At 43.7% G+C, this 20,807-nt stretch carries 10 protein-coding genes and 2 pseudogenes; 11 read left to right on the forward strand and 1 reads right to left on the reverse strand.

From position 1 onward, the window contains the following. Position 1: 1 nt before the first annotated feature. Complete coding sequence (locus VF06_RS43380) at positions 2 to 6,598, forward strand: type I polyketide synthase (RefSeq protein WP_099066642.1); 6,597 nt, start codon at positions 2 to 4, stop codon at positions 6,596 to 6,598. A gap of 21 nt (positions 6,599 to 6,619) precedes the next feature. Here VF06_RS43380 and VF06_RS15555 read toward each other — a convergent pair whose 3' ends face one another. Continuing rightward, a complete protein-coding gene (locus VF06_RS15555; RefSeq protein WP_099066641.1) occupies positions 6,620 to 8,044 on the reverse strand; it encodes an MATE family efflux transporter in 1,425 nt (474 codons plus the stop codon). Positions 8,045 to 8,196: 152 nt separating this feature from the next. Here VF06_RS15555 and VF06_RS15560 point away from each other — a divergent pair, with 152 nt between their 5' ends. From VF06_RS15560 to recR, 10 genes and pseudogenes are all read left to right on the forward strand, one after another. Further along, entirely contained in the window at positions 8,197 to 9,042 is an 846-nt protein-coding gene (locus VF06_RS15560; RefSeq protein WP_218963790.1) for an SAM-dependent methyltransferase, read from the forward strand. 48 nt (positions 9,043 to 9,090) lie between these two features. Further along, on the forward strand, positions 9,091 to 9,351 hold the full coding sequence (locus VF06_RS15565) for an acyl carrier protein (protein ID WP_099066639.1): 261 nt from the start codon (positions 9,091 to 9,093) through the stop codon (positions 9,349 to 9,351). Beyond that, a complete protein-coding gene (locus tag VF06_RS15570) occupies positions 9,329 to 10,564 on the forward strand; it encodes a beta-ketoacyl synthase N-terminal-like domain-containing protein (protein WP_099066638.1) in 1,236 nt (411 codons plus the stop codon). Before VF06_RS15565 ends, VF06_RS15570 begins: the two co-directional genes overlap by 23 nt. A gap of 13 nt (positions 10,565 to 10,577) precedes the next feature. Next, the gene (locus VF06_RS15575) at positions 10,578 to 11,840 is read left to right on the forward strand and encodes a hydroxymethylglutaryl-CoA synthase family protein (RefSeq protein WP_099066637.1); all 1,263 of its coding nucleotides are present in this window, start codon (positions 10,578 to 10,580) and stop codon (positions 11,838 to 11,840) included. Then, positions 11,828 to 12,616, forward strand: a complete 789-nt coding sequence (locus VF06_RS15580; RefSeq protein ID WP_099066636.1) for an enoyl-CoA hydratase/isomerase — start codon at positions 11,828 to 11,830, stop codon at positions 12,614 to 12,616. The genes VF06_RS15575 and VF06_RS15580 overlap by 13 nt, the downstream gene beginning before the upstream one ends. 246 nt (positions 12,617 to 12,862) lie before the next feature. Then, on the forward strand, positions 12,863 to 14,062 hold the full coding sequence (gene fabD, locus VF06_RS15585; RefSeq protein WP_099066635.1) for an ACP S-malonyltransferase: 1,200 nt from the start codon (positions 12,863 to 12,865) through the stop codon (positions 14,060 to 14,062). Between the two features lie 30 nt (positions 14,063 to 14,092). Then, positions 14,093 to 15,208: pseudogene (locus VF06_RS15590) on the forward strand (RNA-guided endonuclease InsQ/TnpB family protein); the annotation flags it as partial. Positions 15,209 to 15,400: 192 nt separating this feature from the next. Continuing rightward, positions 15,401 to 16,786 carry a cytochrome P450 gene (locus VF06_RS15595; protein WP_099066634.1) on the forward strand — a complete coding sequence of 462 codons (1,386 nt, stop codon included), beginning with the start codon at positions 15,401 to 15,403 and terminating at the stop codon, positions 16,784 to 16,786. Positions 16,787 to 17,482: 696 nt separating this feature from the next. After that, positions 17,483 to 19,426, forward strand: coding sequence for an asparagine synthase (glutamine-hydrolyzing) (asnB, locus tag VF06_RS15605; protein ID WP_099066632.1), 1,944 nt, complete (start codon positions 17,483 to 17,485; stop codon positions 19,424 to 19,426). A gap of 425 nt (positions 19,427 to 19,851) precedes the next feature. Then, positions 19,852 to 20,448, forward strand: a pseudogene (gene recR, locus VF06_RS15610) (recombination mediator RecR); the annotation flags it as partial. Positions 20,449 to 20,807: the final 359 nt, after the last annotated feature.

Here is a 20,807-nt window from a genome sequence, read left to right on the forward strand (position 1 = left end):
TATGGCAATGGATAACGTCAACAACAATGAAGAGTCTAACAATTATGAAATAGCCGTTATTGCAATGACAGGTCGGTTTCCAGGAGCCAAAGATATCGATGAATTTTGGCAGAATCTATCTCTTGGGGTAGAATCTATTACTTGGTTTACAGACGATGAATTGTTAAAGGCTGGCGTCGATCCACATTGGCTGAGTAACCCAAACTATGTAAAAGCTAATGCTGTTCTCTCAGACTTCGAGTTATTTGATGCGAATTTCTTTGGTTATAGTGCTAGAGAAGCTGAGATCATCGATCCCCAACAGCGCCTATTCTTAGAATCGGCATGGACAGCTTTAGAACAGGCTGGTTACAATTCCCAAACTTACAAGGGTTTGATTGGTGTTTATGCGGGTCTGGGTCTGAATAGTTATTTGCTCAACAATCTAACTCCAAACCGCGAACTTTTAGAGACCATCGATCCTTTGCAATTACTAATCTCCAGCGACAAAGATTTTTTGCCGATGCGGGTGGCTTATAAACTCAATTTGACAGGGCCGGCGGTGAATGTGCAAACGGCCTGTTCTACTTCTTTAGCTGCTGTTCACTTTGCTTGCCAAAGTTTGCTCAATGGGGAATGTGACATGGCTTTGGCTGGGGGAGTTTCTCTCAGCTTTCTGGAAAACACTGGTTATTTGTATCAAGAGGGCATGATTCTATCCCCCGATGGACACTGCCGTGCTTTTGATGCCAATGCACAGGGAACTATTGGCGGTAGCGGTGTCGGAATTGTTGTTTTAAAAAGGTTAAATGAAGCTCTAGCTGATGGAGATTGCATCCAGGCAATTATTAAAGGCTCGGCTATCAATAATGATGGTGCTTTAAAAGTGGGTTACACTGCTCCCAGCATCAATGGTCAAGCGTCAGTAATTGCTGAGGCTCAAGCTGTGGCTGGAGTAGATGCCGAGACAATTTCCTATATCGAAGCCCACGGAACTGGCACGCCTTTAGGAGATCCGATTGAAATCGCCGCTTTAACCCAAGCTTTTGCTCAAAGTACCGATAAAAAAGGCTTTTGTGCCATTGGTTCGGTGAAAACAAATATTGGACATTTGAATGCAGCAGCAGGTGTCACAGGTTTGATTAAAAGTGTAATGGCGCTACAACACAAATTGCTGCCTCCTAGTTTGAACTTCTCGACACCCAATCCCAAAATTGATTTTGCTAATAGTCCTTTCTACGTCAATACAACCCTCAGTGAATGGAAAACCAATAACATTCCTCGCAGGGCTGGGGTTAGTTCTTTTGGTATGGGGGGTACTAATGCTCACGTAATTCTTGAGGAAGCCCCAGTTATTAAGAGGAGAGGGGGAGAGGGGGAGAGGGGGAGAAAATATCAACTGTTGGTACTTTCAGCTAAAACTCAGACTGCACTCGATCGCGCAACATCTAATCTAGTAGCGCATTTAAAACAACACCCCGAAGTTAATTTAGCTGATGTCGCTTATACTCTCGGCATTGGTCGCTGGGTTTTTAAGCACCGCAGGATGGTAGTTTGTCAGAACTTAGGAGAAACTGTCAAAGTTTTAAGTAGTTTGGAACCACAACAAGTTTTTAGCAACTGCACTGAAGTTGTAGATCGGTCTGTTGTCTTCATGTTTCCCGGACAGGGTTCCCAGTATGTGAATATGACGCGGGAAATTTACCAAACCGAGGCAATATTTCGAGAACAAGTTGATTTATGCTCAGAAATTCTCTTGCCTCAATTAGGACTCGATGTGCGTCATCTAATCTATCCTGATGAGGAAAATAGCGATCGCGCATCCAAGCAACTTCAACAAACAGCGATCGCCCAACCTGCTATTTTTGTGATTGAATACGCCTTAACTAAATTATGGCAGTCTTATGGGGTAAATCCTGTGGCTGCCATCGGTCACAGTATTGGCGAATATGTAGCCGCTTGTATCGCCGGGGTTTTTTCCTTAGAAGCTGCCTTATCTCTGGTAGCAGCACGGGGACAGATGATGCAGCAACTTCCCAATGGGGCAATGCTCGCCATTCCCCTCCCCGAAGACAGAGTAAAGTCTCTGTTAGGACAAGAACTCTCCTTAGCAGCAATTAACCAACCGTTCCAGTGCGTAGTTTCCGGTTCCACCACAGCAATAGATGTCCTAGAAAATCAACTGGCTACACAAGGAATTGAATGCCGCCGTCTGCATACGAACCATGCCTTCCACTCCCAGATGATGGAACCAATCTTGGAGGCATTTGCACATCGGGTCAAACAAGTTACCTTAAATCCTCCAAACATTCCTTATATATCCAACGTTACTGGTACTTGGATTACTGCTACACAAGCCACAAATCCTAACTATTACGCTCAACATCTGCGTTCCACAGTGTTATTTGCCCAAGGTGTAGAGAAGTTGTTGGCAACACCTGAGCAAATCCTGTTAGAGGTGGGGCCAGGACGGACGCTAACTACATTAGCTAAAAGGCATCCAGACAAGGCAGCTGCACAAACAATGTTAACTTCAGTCCGTCATCCCCAAGAGGAACAATCAGATATAGCTTTTTTATTCACCACACTGGGGCAACTCTGGCTTGCTGGGGCAAAGGTGGATTGGTTTGGATTCTACAAGCAACAGCAGCATTATCGCCTTCCCTTACCTACTTATCCCTTTGAACGCCAACGTTACTGGATTGAACCGCCAAGAAAAAATATACTTGAGTCTCAAGGAACACCAATTAAAAAGCCAGATATTGCTGATTGGTTTTATGTCCCATCCTGGAAAAGGTCGCCGCTTGTTGTTGGTCAACTAGAGGAATTACAGGGTAGCGTTTTGCTGTTTATCAATGAGTGCAACTTGGGTTTTCAACTGGCAAAACAACTGCAAAACGAATCTCAAAAAGTGATTTTTGTCAAGATAGGAGAGTCATTTACAAAAGAAAATCAAGACTCATATACCCTCAATCCCCGGCAACCGAAGGACTACGAAACTTTGTTGGCAGAACTGGGAGATATCCCTAAAACCATCGTTCATTTATGGAGTCTAGCCGAAAAAAGTCATGCTGTATCAGAATTGGAGCAAATTGACCGAGCTTTAGATTTAGGATTTTACAGTTTGCTATTTCTTGCTCAGGCATTTGGTAAACAAAATGTTAGCGATCGCTTCCAATTGATAGTTATATCAAATAATATGCAGGAGGTAACCGCAGAAGAAAAACTACGTCCCGAACAAGCCACTTTAATCGGCCCGGTCAGAACTATTCCTAAAGAATACCCTTATTTAAGTTGTCGTAGTGTTGACGTAGTGATTCCGCAATCAGAAACCTGGCAAGAGAAGCAACTGATTAGACAACTGCAAGCAGAATTAAAGGTTAAATCCGACCAACAAATTATTGCTTACCGTAAACAACATCGCTGGGTACAAACTTTCGAGTCAGTTAGATTAGAAAACTTAAATAAAGGAATACAAAGGTTAAAGGAAGGCGGAGTCTATCTAATTACAGGCGGGCTTGGAGGTATAGGACTGGCACTGGCAGAGTATTTGGCGCTAACAGTTAAGGTTAAATTGATCCTCACAGGGCGTTCTGATTTTCCGGCTCAAACTCACTGGGAACAATGGCTAGCTACTCATGAGGCTGAAGATGATACAAGTTGCAAGATCCGAAAATTGCAAGCAATAGAGAAGCTTGGTACTAAGGTTTTGATTGTCAATGCAGATGTTACCAACCTGGAACAAATGCAAAACGCCATAGCTCAAGCATTAGAGGAATTTGGTGAAATTAATGGTGTAATCCACTCAGCAGGTGTTCCTGGGGGAGGCGTGATTCAGCTAAAAACACCAGAAATAGCACAAAAAGTTCTTGTTCCTAAAATCAGGGGAACCCTGGTACTTGACGCTCTGTTCAAGGATGTTCAGCTAGATTTCTTTATTCTTTGTTCATCACTCAGTTCAATTCTAAATGACTTTGGACAGGTAGACTATTGTGCCGCCAATGCCTTTCTTGATGCCTTCACTCATCATAAAACCTCAGAAAATAAAACATTCACAGTCAGTATTAACTGGGATGGCTGGCAAGAAGTCGGGATGGCGGCAGCGGCAGCAAAACAACGAATCGGAACCTTGGATTTTCCCTTAACACCCGATGGAATCTCTCAAAGGGAAAAAAACTTTTCCGCTTCCCAAAGCCAGAATTTTTGTTTGGAAATATCCTCTCCTGGTATTTTAGAAACCTTAAGATTTCAAACGGCCAAACGCCAGAAACCAGGTGCAGGTGAGGTAGAAATAGAGATATGTGCTGCTGGACTCAACTACAAAGAAGTGCTTTTAGCGCTGGGGATGCTTCCAGTTCAATCTAATACTCCTTTAAAGTTCGGTTTGGAATGTGCAGGAAAGATTGTGGCGCTGGGAGAAGGTGTCGAGGGTTATCACATAGGAGATGAAGTCATTGCTTTTTCTTCTTCCTGCTTTAGCGCATTTACAACAACTTCCGCCTGTTATGTCGCCCCCAAACCAAATCATCTGAGTTTAGAAGAGGCAGCAACAATTCCCCTTTCCTTTATGACAGCTTACTATGCGCTGAATCAATTGGGTAGACTTGGCAAAGGGGAAAGTGTTCTTATCCATGCCGCCGCCGGTGGTGTGGGTATGGCTGCCATCCAAATTGCCCAAATGATGGGCGCAGAAATCTTTGTCACAGCTGGCACTCCAGAAAAACGGGCGTTTCTTTCTTCTCTGGGAATTAAATATGTGATGGATTCAAGGTCTTTGGCTTTTGCCGATGAAGTGATGCAATACACTAACGGCAAGGGTATTGATGTGGTTTTGAATTCTTTAGGAGGGGAATTCATACCCAAAAGCTTATCAATCTTAGCACCTTACGGACGCTTTTTGGAACTTGGCAAACAAAATATCGATGAGAATAGCCAAGTGAGTTTGCGGCTTTCTGAGAAAAGCTTATCCTTCTTTACCATAGATTTGCAGCCGAATATCCCTAACTTTAGTTCCATATTCCTGGAAATGGTGCAACACTTCAAAAATGGGAATTTTAGTCCCCTTCCTCATCAAGTATTCCCAATTTCCGGAGTGGCGATCGCTTTTGAGTATATGGCACAAGGAAAGCACATCGGCAAGCTTGTTGTATCGTTACAGGATAAAGAGGCGCTAAACAAAGTCCGCTCACATCGTCTTGACCCAAATATTAGTCAACCTGCTGATTTTGCTCTGTACGAACAAGCGATCGCAACTACAAATATACTGCACAAAGACCATAAGTTAGGGTTATTACCCGCAGAGGGCGTAGATGTTTTTCGTCGTATTTTGTGTAATACACTGCCCCAAGTTATTGTATCAACACGAGATTTACATTCTCGGATTGAGCAAAACCAAGTCTCTACACTACTTAGTTTTTTAGAAGAATCATCGAAGGAAAATCTACCCAAACAGGTACACCAACGACCACCAATAACTCAGGCTTATGTTGTTCCGAGAAACAACCTTGAGCAGATTGTTGCTGGTATTTGGGAGGATATTCTTGGGTTTGAGCAGGTGGGAATCCACGATGATTTCTTTATGTTAGGAGGAGATTCTCTTCTAGCAGTGAGGGTCATGGCTCAAATAAAGAACATATTTCAGGTAGAGTTGCCCTCCGCTACCCTGTTCCAAAACCCCACCATTGCCCAACTATCCCAACTGCTCAAAGCCAGTAATCATCCTACAATTAATACACATCTCCAGAAATTAGGTTTTCACCAACACAAGACAAAGGTTTCACATTCCTTTTCGGAGATGTCTAATGCGATTAATTCAGTATTAATACCTATTCAGCTTAAAGGAGAACAACTTCCTCTATTCTGTGTCCATCCGGTAGGTGGGAACGTATTGTGCTATGCAGCACTCTGCCAACAGTTAGGGCAGGAACATCCTATCTATGGACTGCAATCATTAGGCTTGATAGAACAGCAGGTGACTTTGCCCACCATTGAGGCAATGGCCAGTCACTACCTTGAGGAAATCTTGACGGTGCAACCTCAGGGCCCTTATCACCTGATAGGCTGGTCTATGGGAGGTATAATTTCCTACGAGATAGCACAACAGCTTATTCATCGAGAAAAGACAGTTGCATTATTAGTTCTGATTGATAGCCATATCCCCACTGCTGAAGACATACCGAGTCAGGATCGACTCCTTGTAGAGTTCATAAAACATTTAGCTGGGCAGTCGAGACAAAGCCTACACTCAGTTCTAGAGTCACTAGAAGGAAAACTAGTTTCTTTAGAGCAAGTATTCAAACTTACCCAACATCATCAACTTTTCCCATCTGAGTTGTCTTTGGAGCAATTACAGTGCTTATGGCGTGTTTTTCAAGTAAATATGCTGGCCTTAACCCAGTATCACCCGCAGCCATATAACGGGGCAGTTTTATCACTTTTAGCAAGTGAGTCAGTGGCAAAAGCCTCCCATACAAGCAGTAATGGCAAAGACAGAGTTACATGGGACACTCTAATTAAAGGTGAACTGAGTGTACACATCATTAATGGAGATCATTTTACTCTGATGCAAGAGCCAAACCAAGTCGCCCAAGTTGCATACTACCTTGGCTGTTATCTCTAGGATACTTTGCCTCAAAGAAAACTAAGTAGACAAAGTTGAGACTGGGGTTTGACTAGAGACTCCAGTTAAATCTCCCTCAAATTTTTTCGCTCTCAGATAAAACCGCCCTACTAAAATTAAGCTGGAAATTGCTGGAGCCAAAATTAAACCGTACCATAAACCAGTTCCTCCCCATCCTAAAATTATTCCCATTAGATAACCTCCACCCAGCCCAACACCCCAGAAAGACGATGTGTTAATTATCATAGGTACGCGGGTATCTTGTAATCCTAACAAAGCCCCAACCGTAACTCCTTTAATACTGGAAAAAACTTGGTAGACTGCAACTAATTTTAGGAAATTTATTGCCTGAGTAATTGCTACAGCATTATCGGGATTATTAATGTCCAAATAAAGGGTGGCAATGGATTGGGAAAACAGTTCAAAACCTGTTGCTACAACGAAGGCAAACAAGGCGCTTAAACTAAGATTAACAAAGGTTGCCCTCATTACTCCCTTGGGGTTTTTCTCTCCCATCATTTGCCCTACTCTGGCCGTAACCGCGTAAGAAATTGCCATTGAAATTGCTGAAAAGATACTGGATGCCTGGAGAGCAATTTCATGGGCTGCTAAACTGGAGGTTCCTAACTTTCCCATGAGCATTGCTGTGATGGTGAACAGCCCCATTTCAATTGCTAATTGAATTCCCGTCGGCCATCCAATCTGAAAAATTTTACCAAATATCTCTCCATCGAACTCATTTAAATAGCGAAAAAGCTTGTAGTCTCTACTGTTAGGATGAAAATAAATCAGCAGAACTGAGGCTAAAAAACTCACCCAATAAACGAGCATAGTTCCCCAGCTTATTCCAGCTAAACCAAGAGCAGGGAAACCTAAATAGCCGAACATCAGTACATAATTGACGGGTATATTCAGTAATAAAGAGACAACTATAATCACCATGCCAAATTGGGGAAAATTGATTGCAGCGGCAATTTGTTTTAAATATAGAAAACCCAGCATCGCAGGTAATCCCCAAACCAATACATGTAAATAGCTTTTTGTCAATAAAATATTGTTTTCTTCTTGACCTAGTAAGGGCAGTATAGAATCACAGTTCCATAACAGAAGCATTGCGGGTAAAGATAAGGCAACTGCCAGCCACAGTCCTTGACAATTAATACGGCTAACTCTATCTAGATTGTTTGCTCCAAAAGCCTCGGCGGCAAGTGCCCCTGCTGCTCTGAGAATACCAATGCAAATAGATGCTAGAGTCAGAAAAATAACTACACCCAAAGCACCCGCCGCTAAATTTTGAGTGCCAAGTAAACCCATCATTACTGAATTGATTACAGGTATGGTAAATTCAGCTAATTGAGCAACTGCTAAGGGTACAGCCAATCCTAGACTAACTCGTGCTTCAGTGAGAAAATCTGACTTAAATTCTGTTGAAGTTATTTGCTCCATAAACTTGATATTAATTAATAACGGGAATAATCATAAGTGTAAACATTCGCAACGTTTTAAATGCTTTTACTTACCTGCTTATAACCTATAATGCTTTTAACAAAATTAGGTTCATAAAATCTAAATCTTGTTTATAGGTTATGGGGGATTCAGTGAGTAAGTCTGATATTGAGAAAAACGGGGCAACTATAAGCAGTCCGATACCAGAAAAGGTAGCACAAATGTATGATGCGCCCGGAGGTCAAGGAGGGCATCTCATCTTTGACGGGCAATTTCATTGGGGCTACTGGGACGAAAAGAATTCTGATGCCAGTCTTGGTGAAGCAGCCGATCGCCTGACTCAGATTATGATCGATAAATCGGAGATATCTCAGGGACAACGCTTCTGCGATTTGGGATGTGGTGTTGGTGTCCCAGCTATGCGGATTGCCAAAGCGAAAGAATGTTTCGTTGATGGAATTACAATCAGCAAGTACCAATACGACAGAGCGAAGCAGCTAGCCGAGGAAGCTGGTATGTCCGATAAAGTCCGCTTCATCCACGGCAATGCCTTGGAAATGCCCTGTGAGGACGCCACCTATGACGGAGGCTGGTTTTTTGAAACTATTTTTCATATGGGACACCGCGAAGCCCTACGAGAAGCTTATCGAATCTTGAAGCCAGGAGCCACATTACTGATCGCTGACTTGCCAACACGGCCAAACATTACCGAAGAATTTAAAACCTTTGCCAAAGAAAAAATTCATTCGGTGTTTATTCCCAAGGAAGATTATCCAGGACTGTTGGATGAAGCTGGCTTTGACCCGATCGAAATTGATGACGTAACCGAATTTGTCATTCCTCCTTTGGTTCCAAAGGTTAAAGTCGCCTTTAAACAGTATGAAACTGAAATTTTGGAATACGTTGAAAGTCAAGCCATCGGCCGCTGGGTCGCAATGTTTGAGGATATGTGTGAAAATCTTGGGTATATGCTGGTAAAGGCAAAAAAAAGAGCCTAAATACTGGTTCAATAAAATGCAATTGGCCTAGAATCATTGAGAATCGAGATGACAACCGAGATTACAAGGGATAGTATCTTTAACATCATTGTCCAACACACTCGTGAAGTTATTCCAGAACTGGAAGGTCATTTGATTGTTGAGACGGATCGACTTGCTGACTTAGGAGCCAACTCGATGGATCGAGCCGATATTGTCATGATGACGCTAGAATCGCTGTCGCTACAAATCCCTCTAATTGAGCTGGCAAAAATTAAGAATATAGGCGAGTTTACCGATCTGCTGTATGAGAAACATCAGTTTAGCTAAAATACTGATTACAGGAGTTGGAGTCACCACTGCGATCGCGCAAGGAAAAGTTAATTTTTTAGAGGCGATACTTGCAGGGAAGTCTGCTTTTGCTGAACTCAATCGACCAGGGCGAAAGATAGTTGATGGCAATCTGCGTTTATTGGGTTGCGAAATTGACAACCTCATCATTCCTGATAGAATTGCCGAAAGAGATTTACGGACAGCCTCATGGTCGGCTCAAGTGGGAGTTGCTACCCTGGATGAAGCGTGGCGGGATGCCCGACTCGATGATGTCGATCCTTGCCGCATCGGTCTAATTGTTGGTGGCTCGAATTTCCAGCAGCGTGAATTGGTGCTGATTCAGGAAAAATATGCAGATCGGACTCATTTTCTCAGACCGAGTTATGGCACGACATTTCTTGACAGTGATATTTGTGGACTGTGTACCCAATATTTTCCTGTGAAAGGATTCGCCCATACCGTAGGGGGCGCGTCCGCTAGCGGTCAGCTGGCAGTCATTGAGGCGAGCGAAGCTGTTGCAAGTGGTAGAGTTGATGTCTGCATCGCTATGGGAGCTTTAATGGATCTGTCCCATTGGGAGTGTCGAGGATTGCGAGCTATGGGGGCTATGGGGTCAAACCGTTATGCTAATGAGCCATCATTAGCCAGTCGCCCTTTCGATCTTCATCGTGACGGATTTATTTTTGGCGAATCTTGTGGTGTGGTAGTAATTGAAAAAGAGGATACAGCAACTCGTTCTGGCGTTTCGCCCTATGCCAAAGTTTTGGGGTGGGCGACCAGAATGGACGGAAACCGCAACCCCAATCCATCCCAGTCAGGTGAGGTGTCTGTCATTTGGGAATCGTTGGCTCGTTCTGGATTGTCACCGCCAGCGATCGACTATATCAATCCCCACGGTAGCGGTTCCATCGTTGGTGATGATACTGAAATTTCAGCCATTCGCGAGGCGGGTCTATCCCATGCATATATCAATACAACCAAGTCACTCATCGGTCACGGACTGAGCGCCGCAGGAGCTGTTGAGGTGGTGACAACAGTTCTACAAATGCGTGCTGGAATGCTTCATCCATCGCTAAACTTAGAAAGTCCAATCGACTCAACTTTTAACTGGGTTCGGGAAAAATCTGTTCAACATCACATCGAATATGCGATCGCCCTGAGTATGGGATTTGGCGGACTCAATACGGCATTATGTCTCGGACGATATTAAGCGAGGAACAATCATGATATCAGTTGGAATCGAAAGCATGAATGCTTTTGGCGGTAGTGTCGTCCTTGATGTGATGGATCTGGCTCGTCATCGACAGCTAGATATGCGGCGGTTTGAAAATTTATTAATGAAGGAAAAAGCAGTTGCCCTCCCGTTTGAAGATCCCATCACTTTTGGGGTCAACGCTGCCAAACCTTTAATCGACTCTCTCTCAGAAGAGGAAAAAGGACAAATAGAATTGCTCATTACCTGCTCAGAATCAGGGATTGATTTCGGTAAATCCATTAGCGTCTACATTCATCAATACCTGGGTTTGAATCGATGCTGTCGCTTATTTGAGTTGAAACAAGCCTGCTATGCGGCAACTGCCGGACTACAAATGGCCCTTAATTTCATCCTCTCGCAAACATCACCGGGTGCTAAGGCGTTGGTTGTAGCCACCGATATTTCCCGATTCGTTGTCACCGCCGGAGGTGAAGCACTCACCGATGACTGGTCTTATTTTGAGCCAAGTTCGGGTGCAGGGGCCGTAGCCATCCTGGTTAGTGACGACCCAAAGGTGTTTCAAGTCGATGTAGGCGCAAACGGCTATTACGGCTATGAAGTCATGGATACCTGCCGTCCCGTGCCAGACAGTGAATCGGGAGATGTCGATTTGTCTATGATGTCCTATCTCGACTGTTGCGAGAAGGCGTTTATTGAGTATCAAAAGCGAGTTTCAGGCGTAGACTATCAAAACACCTTTGGTTACTTAACATTCCACACGCCTTTTGGTGGCATGGTCAAAGGGGCACACCGGATGATGATGCGTAAGTTCACTCAGGTAAAGTCAAAGGATATTGAACTTGACTTTAAGGGGCGAGTTGCACTAGGACTCCGCTATTGCCAACGGGTGGGCAATATTATGGGCGGAACGGTGATGTTATCTTTGTCCAGCACCATAGACAATGGTGATTTTACGACACCAAAGCGAGTGGGTTGCTTTTCCTACGGTTCGGGCTGTTGCTCCGAGTTCTACAGTGGCGTGGTGACAGCAAATGGACAACAGTGGCAGCGTCAGTTTAATATTGGGGCGATGCTAGACCGACGCTATCGGATTTCCATTGAGGAATACGAAGACCTTTTCCAGGGCAATCGCAGTGTCAGGTTCGGAACGAGAAATGTAACTTTAGACCCCACGATGCTTGCGGGTATGCGATCGGCCTGGAAAGATAAACCATTGTTGACCTTACGCGAAATTCGAGAATTCCATCGTGAGTATGAATGGGTGAGCTAACGTATCAAACTATCAACGTCCGGTTTCAGGGGCCAATTTGTCGCATTCAGCTGTGTCAGTCAGATTCCGAGAATGCGATTACCAACCAGCTCGTCACCGAACTTACAGATGTCCTTGCCATTTGTGAAAATAGAACTAGAGAGAATTCACAAGCAGTTTGTGTCGTTGTCATTGAGGGACTGCCGGATGTTTTCTGTACTGGTGCAGACTTTCGCCAGATCGCTGAACAAAATGATACTGCGGGGAGGGTCGATGCTGAACGCTTGTACCATTTATGGATGCAGCTGGCGATCGCTTCATTTGTCACAATTGCCCATGTGCGAGGTAGGGTGCGTGCTGGTGGAGTGGGATTTGTTGCCGCCTGCGACATCGTACTAGCGGATGAATCAGCAACTTTCGCGCTTTCAGAACTCATGTTCGGTGTGTTTCCCGCCTGTGTATTACCATTTCTAATTCGCAAAGTGGGCGTGCAAAAATCTCATTACATGACGTTGACTACCATGCCGATTTCAGTCCAGGATGCATCCGCCAGTGGTTTGGTGGATGCTTATTCTCAAGACAGCGAATCTCTGTTACGTAAACATCTGATTCGTCTCAGCCGACTGTCGAATTCAGCCGTATCTGAGTATAAAAAATATATGCACCAGCTAAACGATATCCTGATGCGATCGCGATCGTTGGCAGTTTCCACAAACGAGCAGTTGTTCTCCTCTCAAGAGAATCTCGACAAAATTCGGAGATACGTTAACGAAGGAAAATTTCCTTGGGAGCCATAGTATTATCCGATATCTGCAAAAACGACTTTTATTTATTAGGAATACACTATTTTAGTATTCTGTCAATAGACCTCTTGGCATTTGTCCGGGAAAAGGCGAAAAAAACTCAAAATCCTTTCCCTTTACCCTTTACCCTTTACCCTTTCCCCTTTCCCCTTTACCCTTTCCCCTTTCCCCTTTCCCCTCTCTTGCAAAAATATCTTTTTGCAATAAGTCCAATGTATAATTCTACCAATTTAATTGACAATGATTACTTATCTTTTCCCTGGGCAGGGTTCACAAACAAAAGGAATGGGAAAACAACTGTTCGCAATATTTCCAGAGGAAACGGAAATTGCCAGTGACATTCTTGGGTATTCAATAGTTACATTGTGTACAGAAGATCCAAACAACCATCTCGATCGAACACAATTCACTCAACCGGCGCTTTTTGTCGTTAATGCGCTGTCCTACAAACTGCGTCTAGCCGAATCTGGAAAGTTACCTAATTTTTTAGCTGGTCACAGTCTGGGTGAATACAACGCACTCCACAGTTCAGGAGCCTTTTCCTTTGAAGATGGTATTCGCCTAGTTGCAAAGCGCGGGGAACTCATGAGCCGTACACTCAATGGTGCGATGGGAGCTGTAATTGGCCCTGCGGCAGCCGACATTCGGACAATGTTAGACTTTCATGGACTGTCAGCAGTTTACATTGCAAACTACAATTCCCCACACCAAACCATTGTATCGGGTCTGAAAGCAGATATCGAGAAATCCAAGCAAGTCCTAGTAGATGAGGGAGCGATTTTCATTCCTCTCAACACAAGTGGGGCGTTTCACTCTCCCTATATGGTTTCTGCAAGAGAAGAGTTTGCGCGGTATCTGGAAAACTTTTCTTTTTCAAAACTGACGATTCCTGTGGTCTGCAACGTCAATGCACGACCCTATCGACAAGAAGAGATTGCATCCCAGTTAGCAGATCACATTACATCTCCTGTGCGCTGGTCTGAAAGCATCGGTTATCTGCTGTCCCAAAATGAAATGGAGTTTGAGGAACTAGGTGTCGGTAGAATTTTAACCAAGTTAATGCCAAGTATCAGACGAGAATATCAAGGGCAGCCAGACAATACTGCAAAAAATCCTCATATTCAAGATAATAATCAAGTCGATTCTTCCTTAGCAAGTCAGTTCTCTATAAAAGGCGATCGCACCGATGAACGTTCCAGCCAATTTAATACCCAGTTTACTGTAGATAAAGAGAAACTAGCAGCCCAGGCGCGAAAAAAAGTCGATCGCTGGAATCGCTTGTACCCAGTTGGTACAAAAGTACGCATTCCTGGATATGACATGGAATTGACGACCTGCACTCCGGCTGTGATTCTCTTTAGACATCGAGCAGCCGTTTATATGGAAGATTACAACGGCTATTTTGCTTTAGACGAAATATCATCACCCGCCGAGCGGTGATAGTGGCTTAAAAAGAAGACTGCTCACACTAAAGACAAAAAAAATTTTGGGGCGATGTATGTATCCTCAGCACAACAGACTTGTAATAATGTTGCGGAAGCTTTTAAGTCATTCCAAGAACTAACAAAACTTTGGAAACGCGGAGAGATTCAAGATAAGCCATCACTACCTAGATATCGCAAAACTGGATTATTTACAGTCACTTATCCTAAACGTTGGCTAAAGTTGACGGAAGAAGGTATTAGGATTCCATTAGGCAACCAGGTTAAAGCTTGGTTTGGCATTGATGCAATCTACTTGCCAATGCCATCTAACTTAAAGTGGGAGGATATCAAGGAACTCAGGATATTGCCCAGAAATAGATGTTTTTACGCTGAATTTGTTTACCCTGTTGAAGATGTCAAATCTCAATTAGATACAAGCAGGGTACTAGGGATTGATCGTGGAATCGATAACTGGCTAACTTGCGTTAGTAATGTAGGTACAAGTTTTATCATTGACGGAAGACATCTTAAATCTCTTAATCAATGGTATAACAAGCTAGTATCCAAACTTAAAGAGAACAAAGGGCAAGGTTTTTGGTCTAAACAACTAGCTGCAATTACAGAAAAGCGTAATCGCCGGATGAAAGATGCTGTTAATAAAGCAGCAAGAATTGTAATTAACTACTGTCTATCAAATAGCATTGGTCGAATTGTTTTTGGATGGAACGAAAGACAAAAACATAGTGCAAATATGGGACGTAAGGTTAATCAGAAATTTGTCCAAATTCCCACAGCCAAACTTAAAGAACGTATTTCTCAACTCGGTCAACAATATGGAATTGATTTTGTAGAAACTGAAGAAGCGAATACTTCTGCTGCATCGTTTGTAGATGGTGACAGTCTCCCAAAACATGGCGAAAAACCCTCATGGTGGAAGTCATCAGGCAAGCGAATAAAACGCGGATTATTTCGTACTGCAAATAATTGGTATATAAATGCTGATTGCAACGGTGCTGCAAACTGCATTGCAAAAGTAGCGGCAACATTGGGAATTAATCTCAGTGGAGTTAGTAGAGGCGCTTTGACAACGCCATTAAGAGTTCGTTTGTGGACTCTTAAGAATCCCCCGACTTTTTGTTTAAATGAGCGCAGCGAAATTTAAACAGTCGGGGGAGTGTTAAGGCTATTGTTTGACTCAAGGAGATCGTGTAGAATCACGCAGTGTCTCGAAGCCATCCACCCATCATTTCATCAAATCACCGCGCTGAACAATGATAGAGTCAGATTTATTCTTCTGGGTCTAAATATAGCACGCAGTTACTTTCACATAGGTCAATCTTGGGGAGTGAACTAAATGAAACATAATCTGTCAGATAGCCTTGAAAATCCTTCCTCTTTGAAATCAGGAGATCCGATGCAACTTCCACCTGTACTCAAAGGGGGGTGGCCGATTATTGGGCATCTTCCAGAATTTATGCAGGACAAAGGTGCTCTGTTTTACAAGGGCTATCAGGAGTTAGGTAATGTATTTACTGTTAAAATACCCCAACCGATAGTGGTGGTCACTGGTAGCGAATACCATCAATGGTTTTACAACGAAACTGACAAAAGCTTAAATATCGCCAAGGGCTATGAAATCCTGAAATATGCCATAGGTGAAATATTCCTTACCGCCTCAAAGGAGCAGTACAAAAAGCATCGCATTTTTCTACCGATCATCTTCGGCAGAGAACGTAGCTTGGGCTACTTAAATGCCATGAACTACGAAGTTGATGTCTGGCTCGATGGTTTAGGGGAGTCGGGCGAGATGGATATTATGGAGGAGATGCGCCTAGTAACGCGGTCTATTGCTGGGCACGCCTTTGCTGGAGCAAATTTCCGAGATGAATTAGGTTCGGAATTTTGGGAAGCATATTCAGATATTGCCAAGTCCGTGAGCATCATCTTACCACCTAACTGGCCACTGCCTAGATATAAACGTCGCGATCGCGGTAGGGCAAAGATCCGAAGTATTCTAGGTCGCCTTTGCCAACAACGTCGTCAAGCTCCTGATGCCTACGACGATGTAATATCTTTGTTACTCAATACTCCTTTGGACGATGGCACTTACCTCGACGATCAAAAGGCGGCAGACCTATGGCTGGGTCTGATATTTGCCGGAAATGATACCACCGCACGGCAAGCCGCCTGGTGTGTTCTCCTCACCCTCCAACACCCAAACATTTTGGCACGCTTACAAACTGAAGTTGAGGTTCTAAATGACAACATTGATGCTATGAGCTTTAGAAGCTTGCCACTAACCTTCCAAGTAATTGATGAGACTGTAAGGCTGAAACCTTCCGCAGATATGCTGCTGCGGGTTACTGAACAGGACGTTGAAGTCGGGGATTATCAAATTCCCGCAGGTTGGCGTGTGGTTATAGCCGCCGGAAGTTCCCATTATCTAGAAAGCAAATTTAGTAATCCACCTCTTTTTGACCCCGATCGCTTTAGCAAAGAACGGAGCGAAGCTAAAGACCAGTATGCTATTATGGGGTTCGGCGGAGGTGGGCGTAAATGTCCAGGGATGAACTTTGCCAAAAATGAGATGGCCATCATCCTCGCAAAGTTGCTACGCAACTATGATTTAACTCTACTCACACCAAACCCAAAGACAATCAGCGTACTCGGCGGTGCGCCTCGTCCATCACCCACGCGCATCAGTTATCAACGAAAAAGATCGCCAGTACATCCGATGTAATTAAACTGAGAAAATTAAATTCAGTATATCGGTGCTAGTCGTTCGGAACCCCATAAAAAGGAGTCAGAATTCAGGAGTCAGAATTCAGGAGTCAGAATTCAGGAGTCAGAATTCAGGAGTCAGAATTCAGGAGTCAGAATTCAGGAGTCAGAATTCAGGAGTCAGAATTCAGGAGTTAGAATTCAGGAGTCAGAATTCAGGAGTTAGAATTCAGGAGTCAGAATTCAGGAGTCAGAATTCAGGAGTCAGAATTCAGGAGTTAGAATTCAGAATTCAGAATACTCTAGCCATGAAGGGATAGAGTTTTAAATGAGTGAAAAAAATTTCATACTAGTTTCGCGCTACTTGCGGGCGTTATATCATGTCCGCATAATTAGCGATGATTTCCACAGCCATTGCACCCCACACGCCAGATGCTCCACTTGGGGAGACCCCAAGACCGCACTGGCTCCCCTTAATTCCCTCCCCGCAGGCTCTGAGGGCAGACAAAGCGTAGCTTTGGCTCTTTGGGGTTTTTCGGATTTAATAAGTAATCAAACTGACATGATATTAGCGCAGCGGGATGTTCGCGGTAGCGTCTCGTAAAAAAGTACGGTTTTTATACCAATATTCATTACCCAGTCATACTGAATTCATACTGAATTCTGACTCCTGAGTTCTGAATTCTGTTCAATAAATTAAGCTAAATTGAGACTGATGTGTGGAATTGTTGCATTTTTATCAAAACAGGAACCAATTTCCCAAGAGGCATTGAAACGGGCAACCCAAAGCTTACACCATCGGGGGCCAGACGGACAAAATTATTGGATTTCTCCCAATCAACGAGTTGGATTAGGTCATGCCCGACTCAGCATTATTGACCTAACAACCGGGGAACAGCCCATTGCTAACGAAGAAGAGAACCTGCACATTGTTGTTAATGGGGAATTTTACGACTTTGAACAGATACAAGCTGACTTGAAACGATGGGGATATCGACTTCGTACCCGCTCTGACAGTGAAATTGCCCTTCATCTCTACGACGAGTTTGGTACACAATGCTTACAGCGTTTGCGAGGCGAATTTGCGTTTGTGCTGTGGGATGAACGCAATCAAGTGCTATTTGCGGCTCGCGATCGCTTTGGCATTAAGCCACTCTATTATACAGTAAATGGTGGTACTCTTTATTTAGCATCCGAAGTCAAGGCTTTATTTGCAGCAGGTGTGCCTGCTCGTTGGAACCCAGAGTCTTTTTTCCAATACAACAGCGCTGTACTAGAAGCAGATCGTACTTTATTTCAAGACATTTATGAGGTTCCCCCTGGTCATTTTCTGCTGGCTTCGCACTCTGGCTGGCAACTGATCCGCTACTGGGATTTTAATTATCCCCGCATCAACGAGCCTGTTACTCAATATAGTGAAGGCGAATACATTGAAAAACTTCGCTACACATTGGACGAAGCGATTCGACTCCGCTTGTGGGCTGATGTACCAGTTGGCTGCTATCTCAGCGGTGGTATCGATTCGTCTACTGTGTTGGGAATGGCAGCTAGACATACCTCTGGCTCGATACAGGCATTTACTATCGCCTTCGATCAACCCCCTTATGACGAACAAGCTTTCGCTCGTGAGACAGTTGAACACGTCGGGGCAAATCTTCATATTCTTCCAGTCAGCCAATCCGATCTCGTCAGCAACTTTGCCGATGCCGTTTATTACGGTGAGAGGCTTTCCAACACTATCTCCACTGCTGGCAAATATCTATTGAGCAAAGCGACGCGAGATATGGGTTACAAAGTTGTACTTACGGGTGAAGGTTCTGACGAAATCTTCGGAGGATATGTCGCTATGCGTGAGGATATGTTGCTCTACAATCGAGAAGGACAAGATGAGCAAACTGTACAGCAGCTATTAGCTCAATTGCAATTGCACAATCCAACTTCTGCGCTTTTATTAGAAACTAATGCATCAGAAATGCCTTTAAAGGGAGTGCAGCGGACTTTAGGTTTTGTACCAACTTGGCTCAAAAATGTTTCAGTTGGACTGATGAAAGCTGGTATAAAGAAACTTGACCCTTTTTATACCCCTGCATTTGCGGCTTTTGTGGCAGAACGCGATGCCTTTAAAATTTTTTTAAATCGCTTAGATGTACAGGGTCAACTAACTGGGCGGGAACCCGTCAATCAATCCCTTTATTTGTGGTCTAAAACGGTTTTGCCAAACTACGTTTTGAGAATGCTGGGCGATGGTGTAGAAATGGCACATTCTATTGAGGGGCGTCTGCCATTTCTTGACCATCATGTAGTTGAATTAGTGCGCGATTTTCCTGTTTCACTCAAAATCCGTGGTGCAACCGAAAAATATGTGCTGCGAGAAGCGGCACGCCCTTTCTTGACAGACACGATGTATCATCGTAAAAAGCACTCGTATTCTTCTCCGCCTTATGCTCTGCAAAGCAATCAGCCATTGCAAGAACTACTACAGGATACTCTGCGAGGCGAGGTGATGAAATCACTACCGTTCTACGACCAAAAAGCAGTTATTACACTCCTAGATCGACTGCCCGAAATGGATGACAGTAAACGTACTCAAGTAACTTTTACTCTGACAGGAATGGTGAGTGCTTGTATTTTACAAGAACGGTTTAAACTTATGGGATAAATATGCTTTGGAGATGTACTCTCAATACGGTTCGGATAAGCAGTGTACTCTTCGGTAGCGCATCCATTTGTAATTTCGTTAACACACTAGTTGCATTTAGATGTGGGCACTTACAGTGCAAATAAGTCATCCGTAATAGCTGCGAGTCATTAGCTCAAAACCACTCCAAAATTTTCTAGGAATGTCATCATAGTTAAGGGAAATCCAAAAAATAAATTATTCCGGTTCCTCTCGTTGACTGTCAACCGTCAACCGTCAACAGTCAAGGCTTCGACTCCGCTCAGCCTTGACCCTGAGCGAAGTCGTACCACTACGTGGAAGCAAGCTACGCGTAGCGGCGACCATAGGAGAAGGGTCAACAATCTTCTGTGGAATATTTTTTTACTTGGAAGTCCCTAAGGTGAAAACATTCTGGAGACAAAACCACGGTTTACGCACGTCCCTTAGCACGATTAATCGAGCAATTGCAACGCTTACCAGGAGTTGGGCCCAAATCTGCCCAGCGACTTGCTTTGCATATTTTGAAGCGACCAGAAGCAGAAGTAGAAGCTTTGGCGCAAGCTTTAGTAGAAGCAAAAAAACAGATCGGTTTGTGTTCCGTCTGCTTTCACTTATCTGCTGAGCCAGTTTGTGAAATCTGTCGTAATGTCAACCGTGACAACAATACTATTTGTGTAGTAGCTGATTCTCGTGATGTGATTGCCCTAGAAAAAACTCGCGAATATAAGGGCAAGTATCATGTTTTGGGCGGGGTAATTTCCCCCATCGACGGAATTGGCCCAGAACAGTTAACAATTCAAGCTTTGGTACGTCGAGTAAGTAAACAACAACCCCAAGAAGTGATTTTGGCAATTAGTCCCAGTGTGGAAGGGGAGACAACTACACTGTATCTCGGTCAACTATTAAAGCCATTTACCAAGGTGACACGAATTGCCTTTGGTTTACCTGTTGGTGGTGATTTAGAGTACGCCGACGAAGTTACTTTAGCAAGAGCCTTGGAAGGACGCCGGGAATTAGACTGAACTACAACAACTAAAAATTAAGGCATCAGTACGAATTAGTTTGACAAATCATTATTTTCAACATCGAAAGTAGTGAATTAGGTCATAAAGTTCTGCTAGTTTGTCTTCAGGGATGTCTTGCAATTCTTGGACAATTTTCTGGATCGGCATAAGTCAAACAATTTTGGATTTTAGATTTTAGATTTTAGATTGACCCCATAACTAAAGTCAGAGGCTTGTCATTTAATTTTAGATTTTGGATTTTAGATTTGTTTCACGTAGCTTGTTTCTCGCTTTGCGCCTTGAGGCGAAACTTTTATACCGTTAACCAGTAATGCTGGATTACTATTCCTGTAAAATTGTCTTTGATGCAATCCTAG

Source organism: Nostoc linckia z4, from assembly GCF_002608075.1.
GTDB classification, from domain to species: Bacteria; Cyanobacteriota; Cyanobacteriia; order Cyanobacteriales; family Nostocaceae; genus Nostoc; species Nostoc linckia.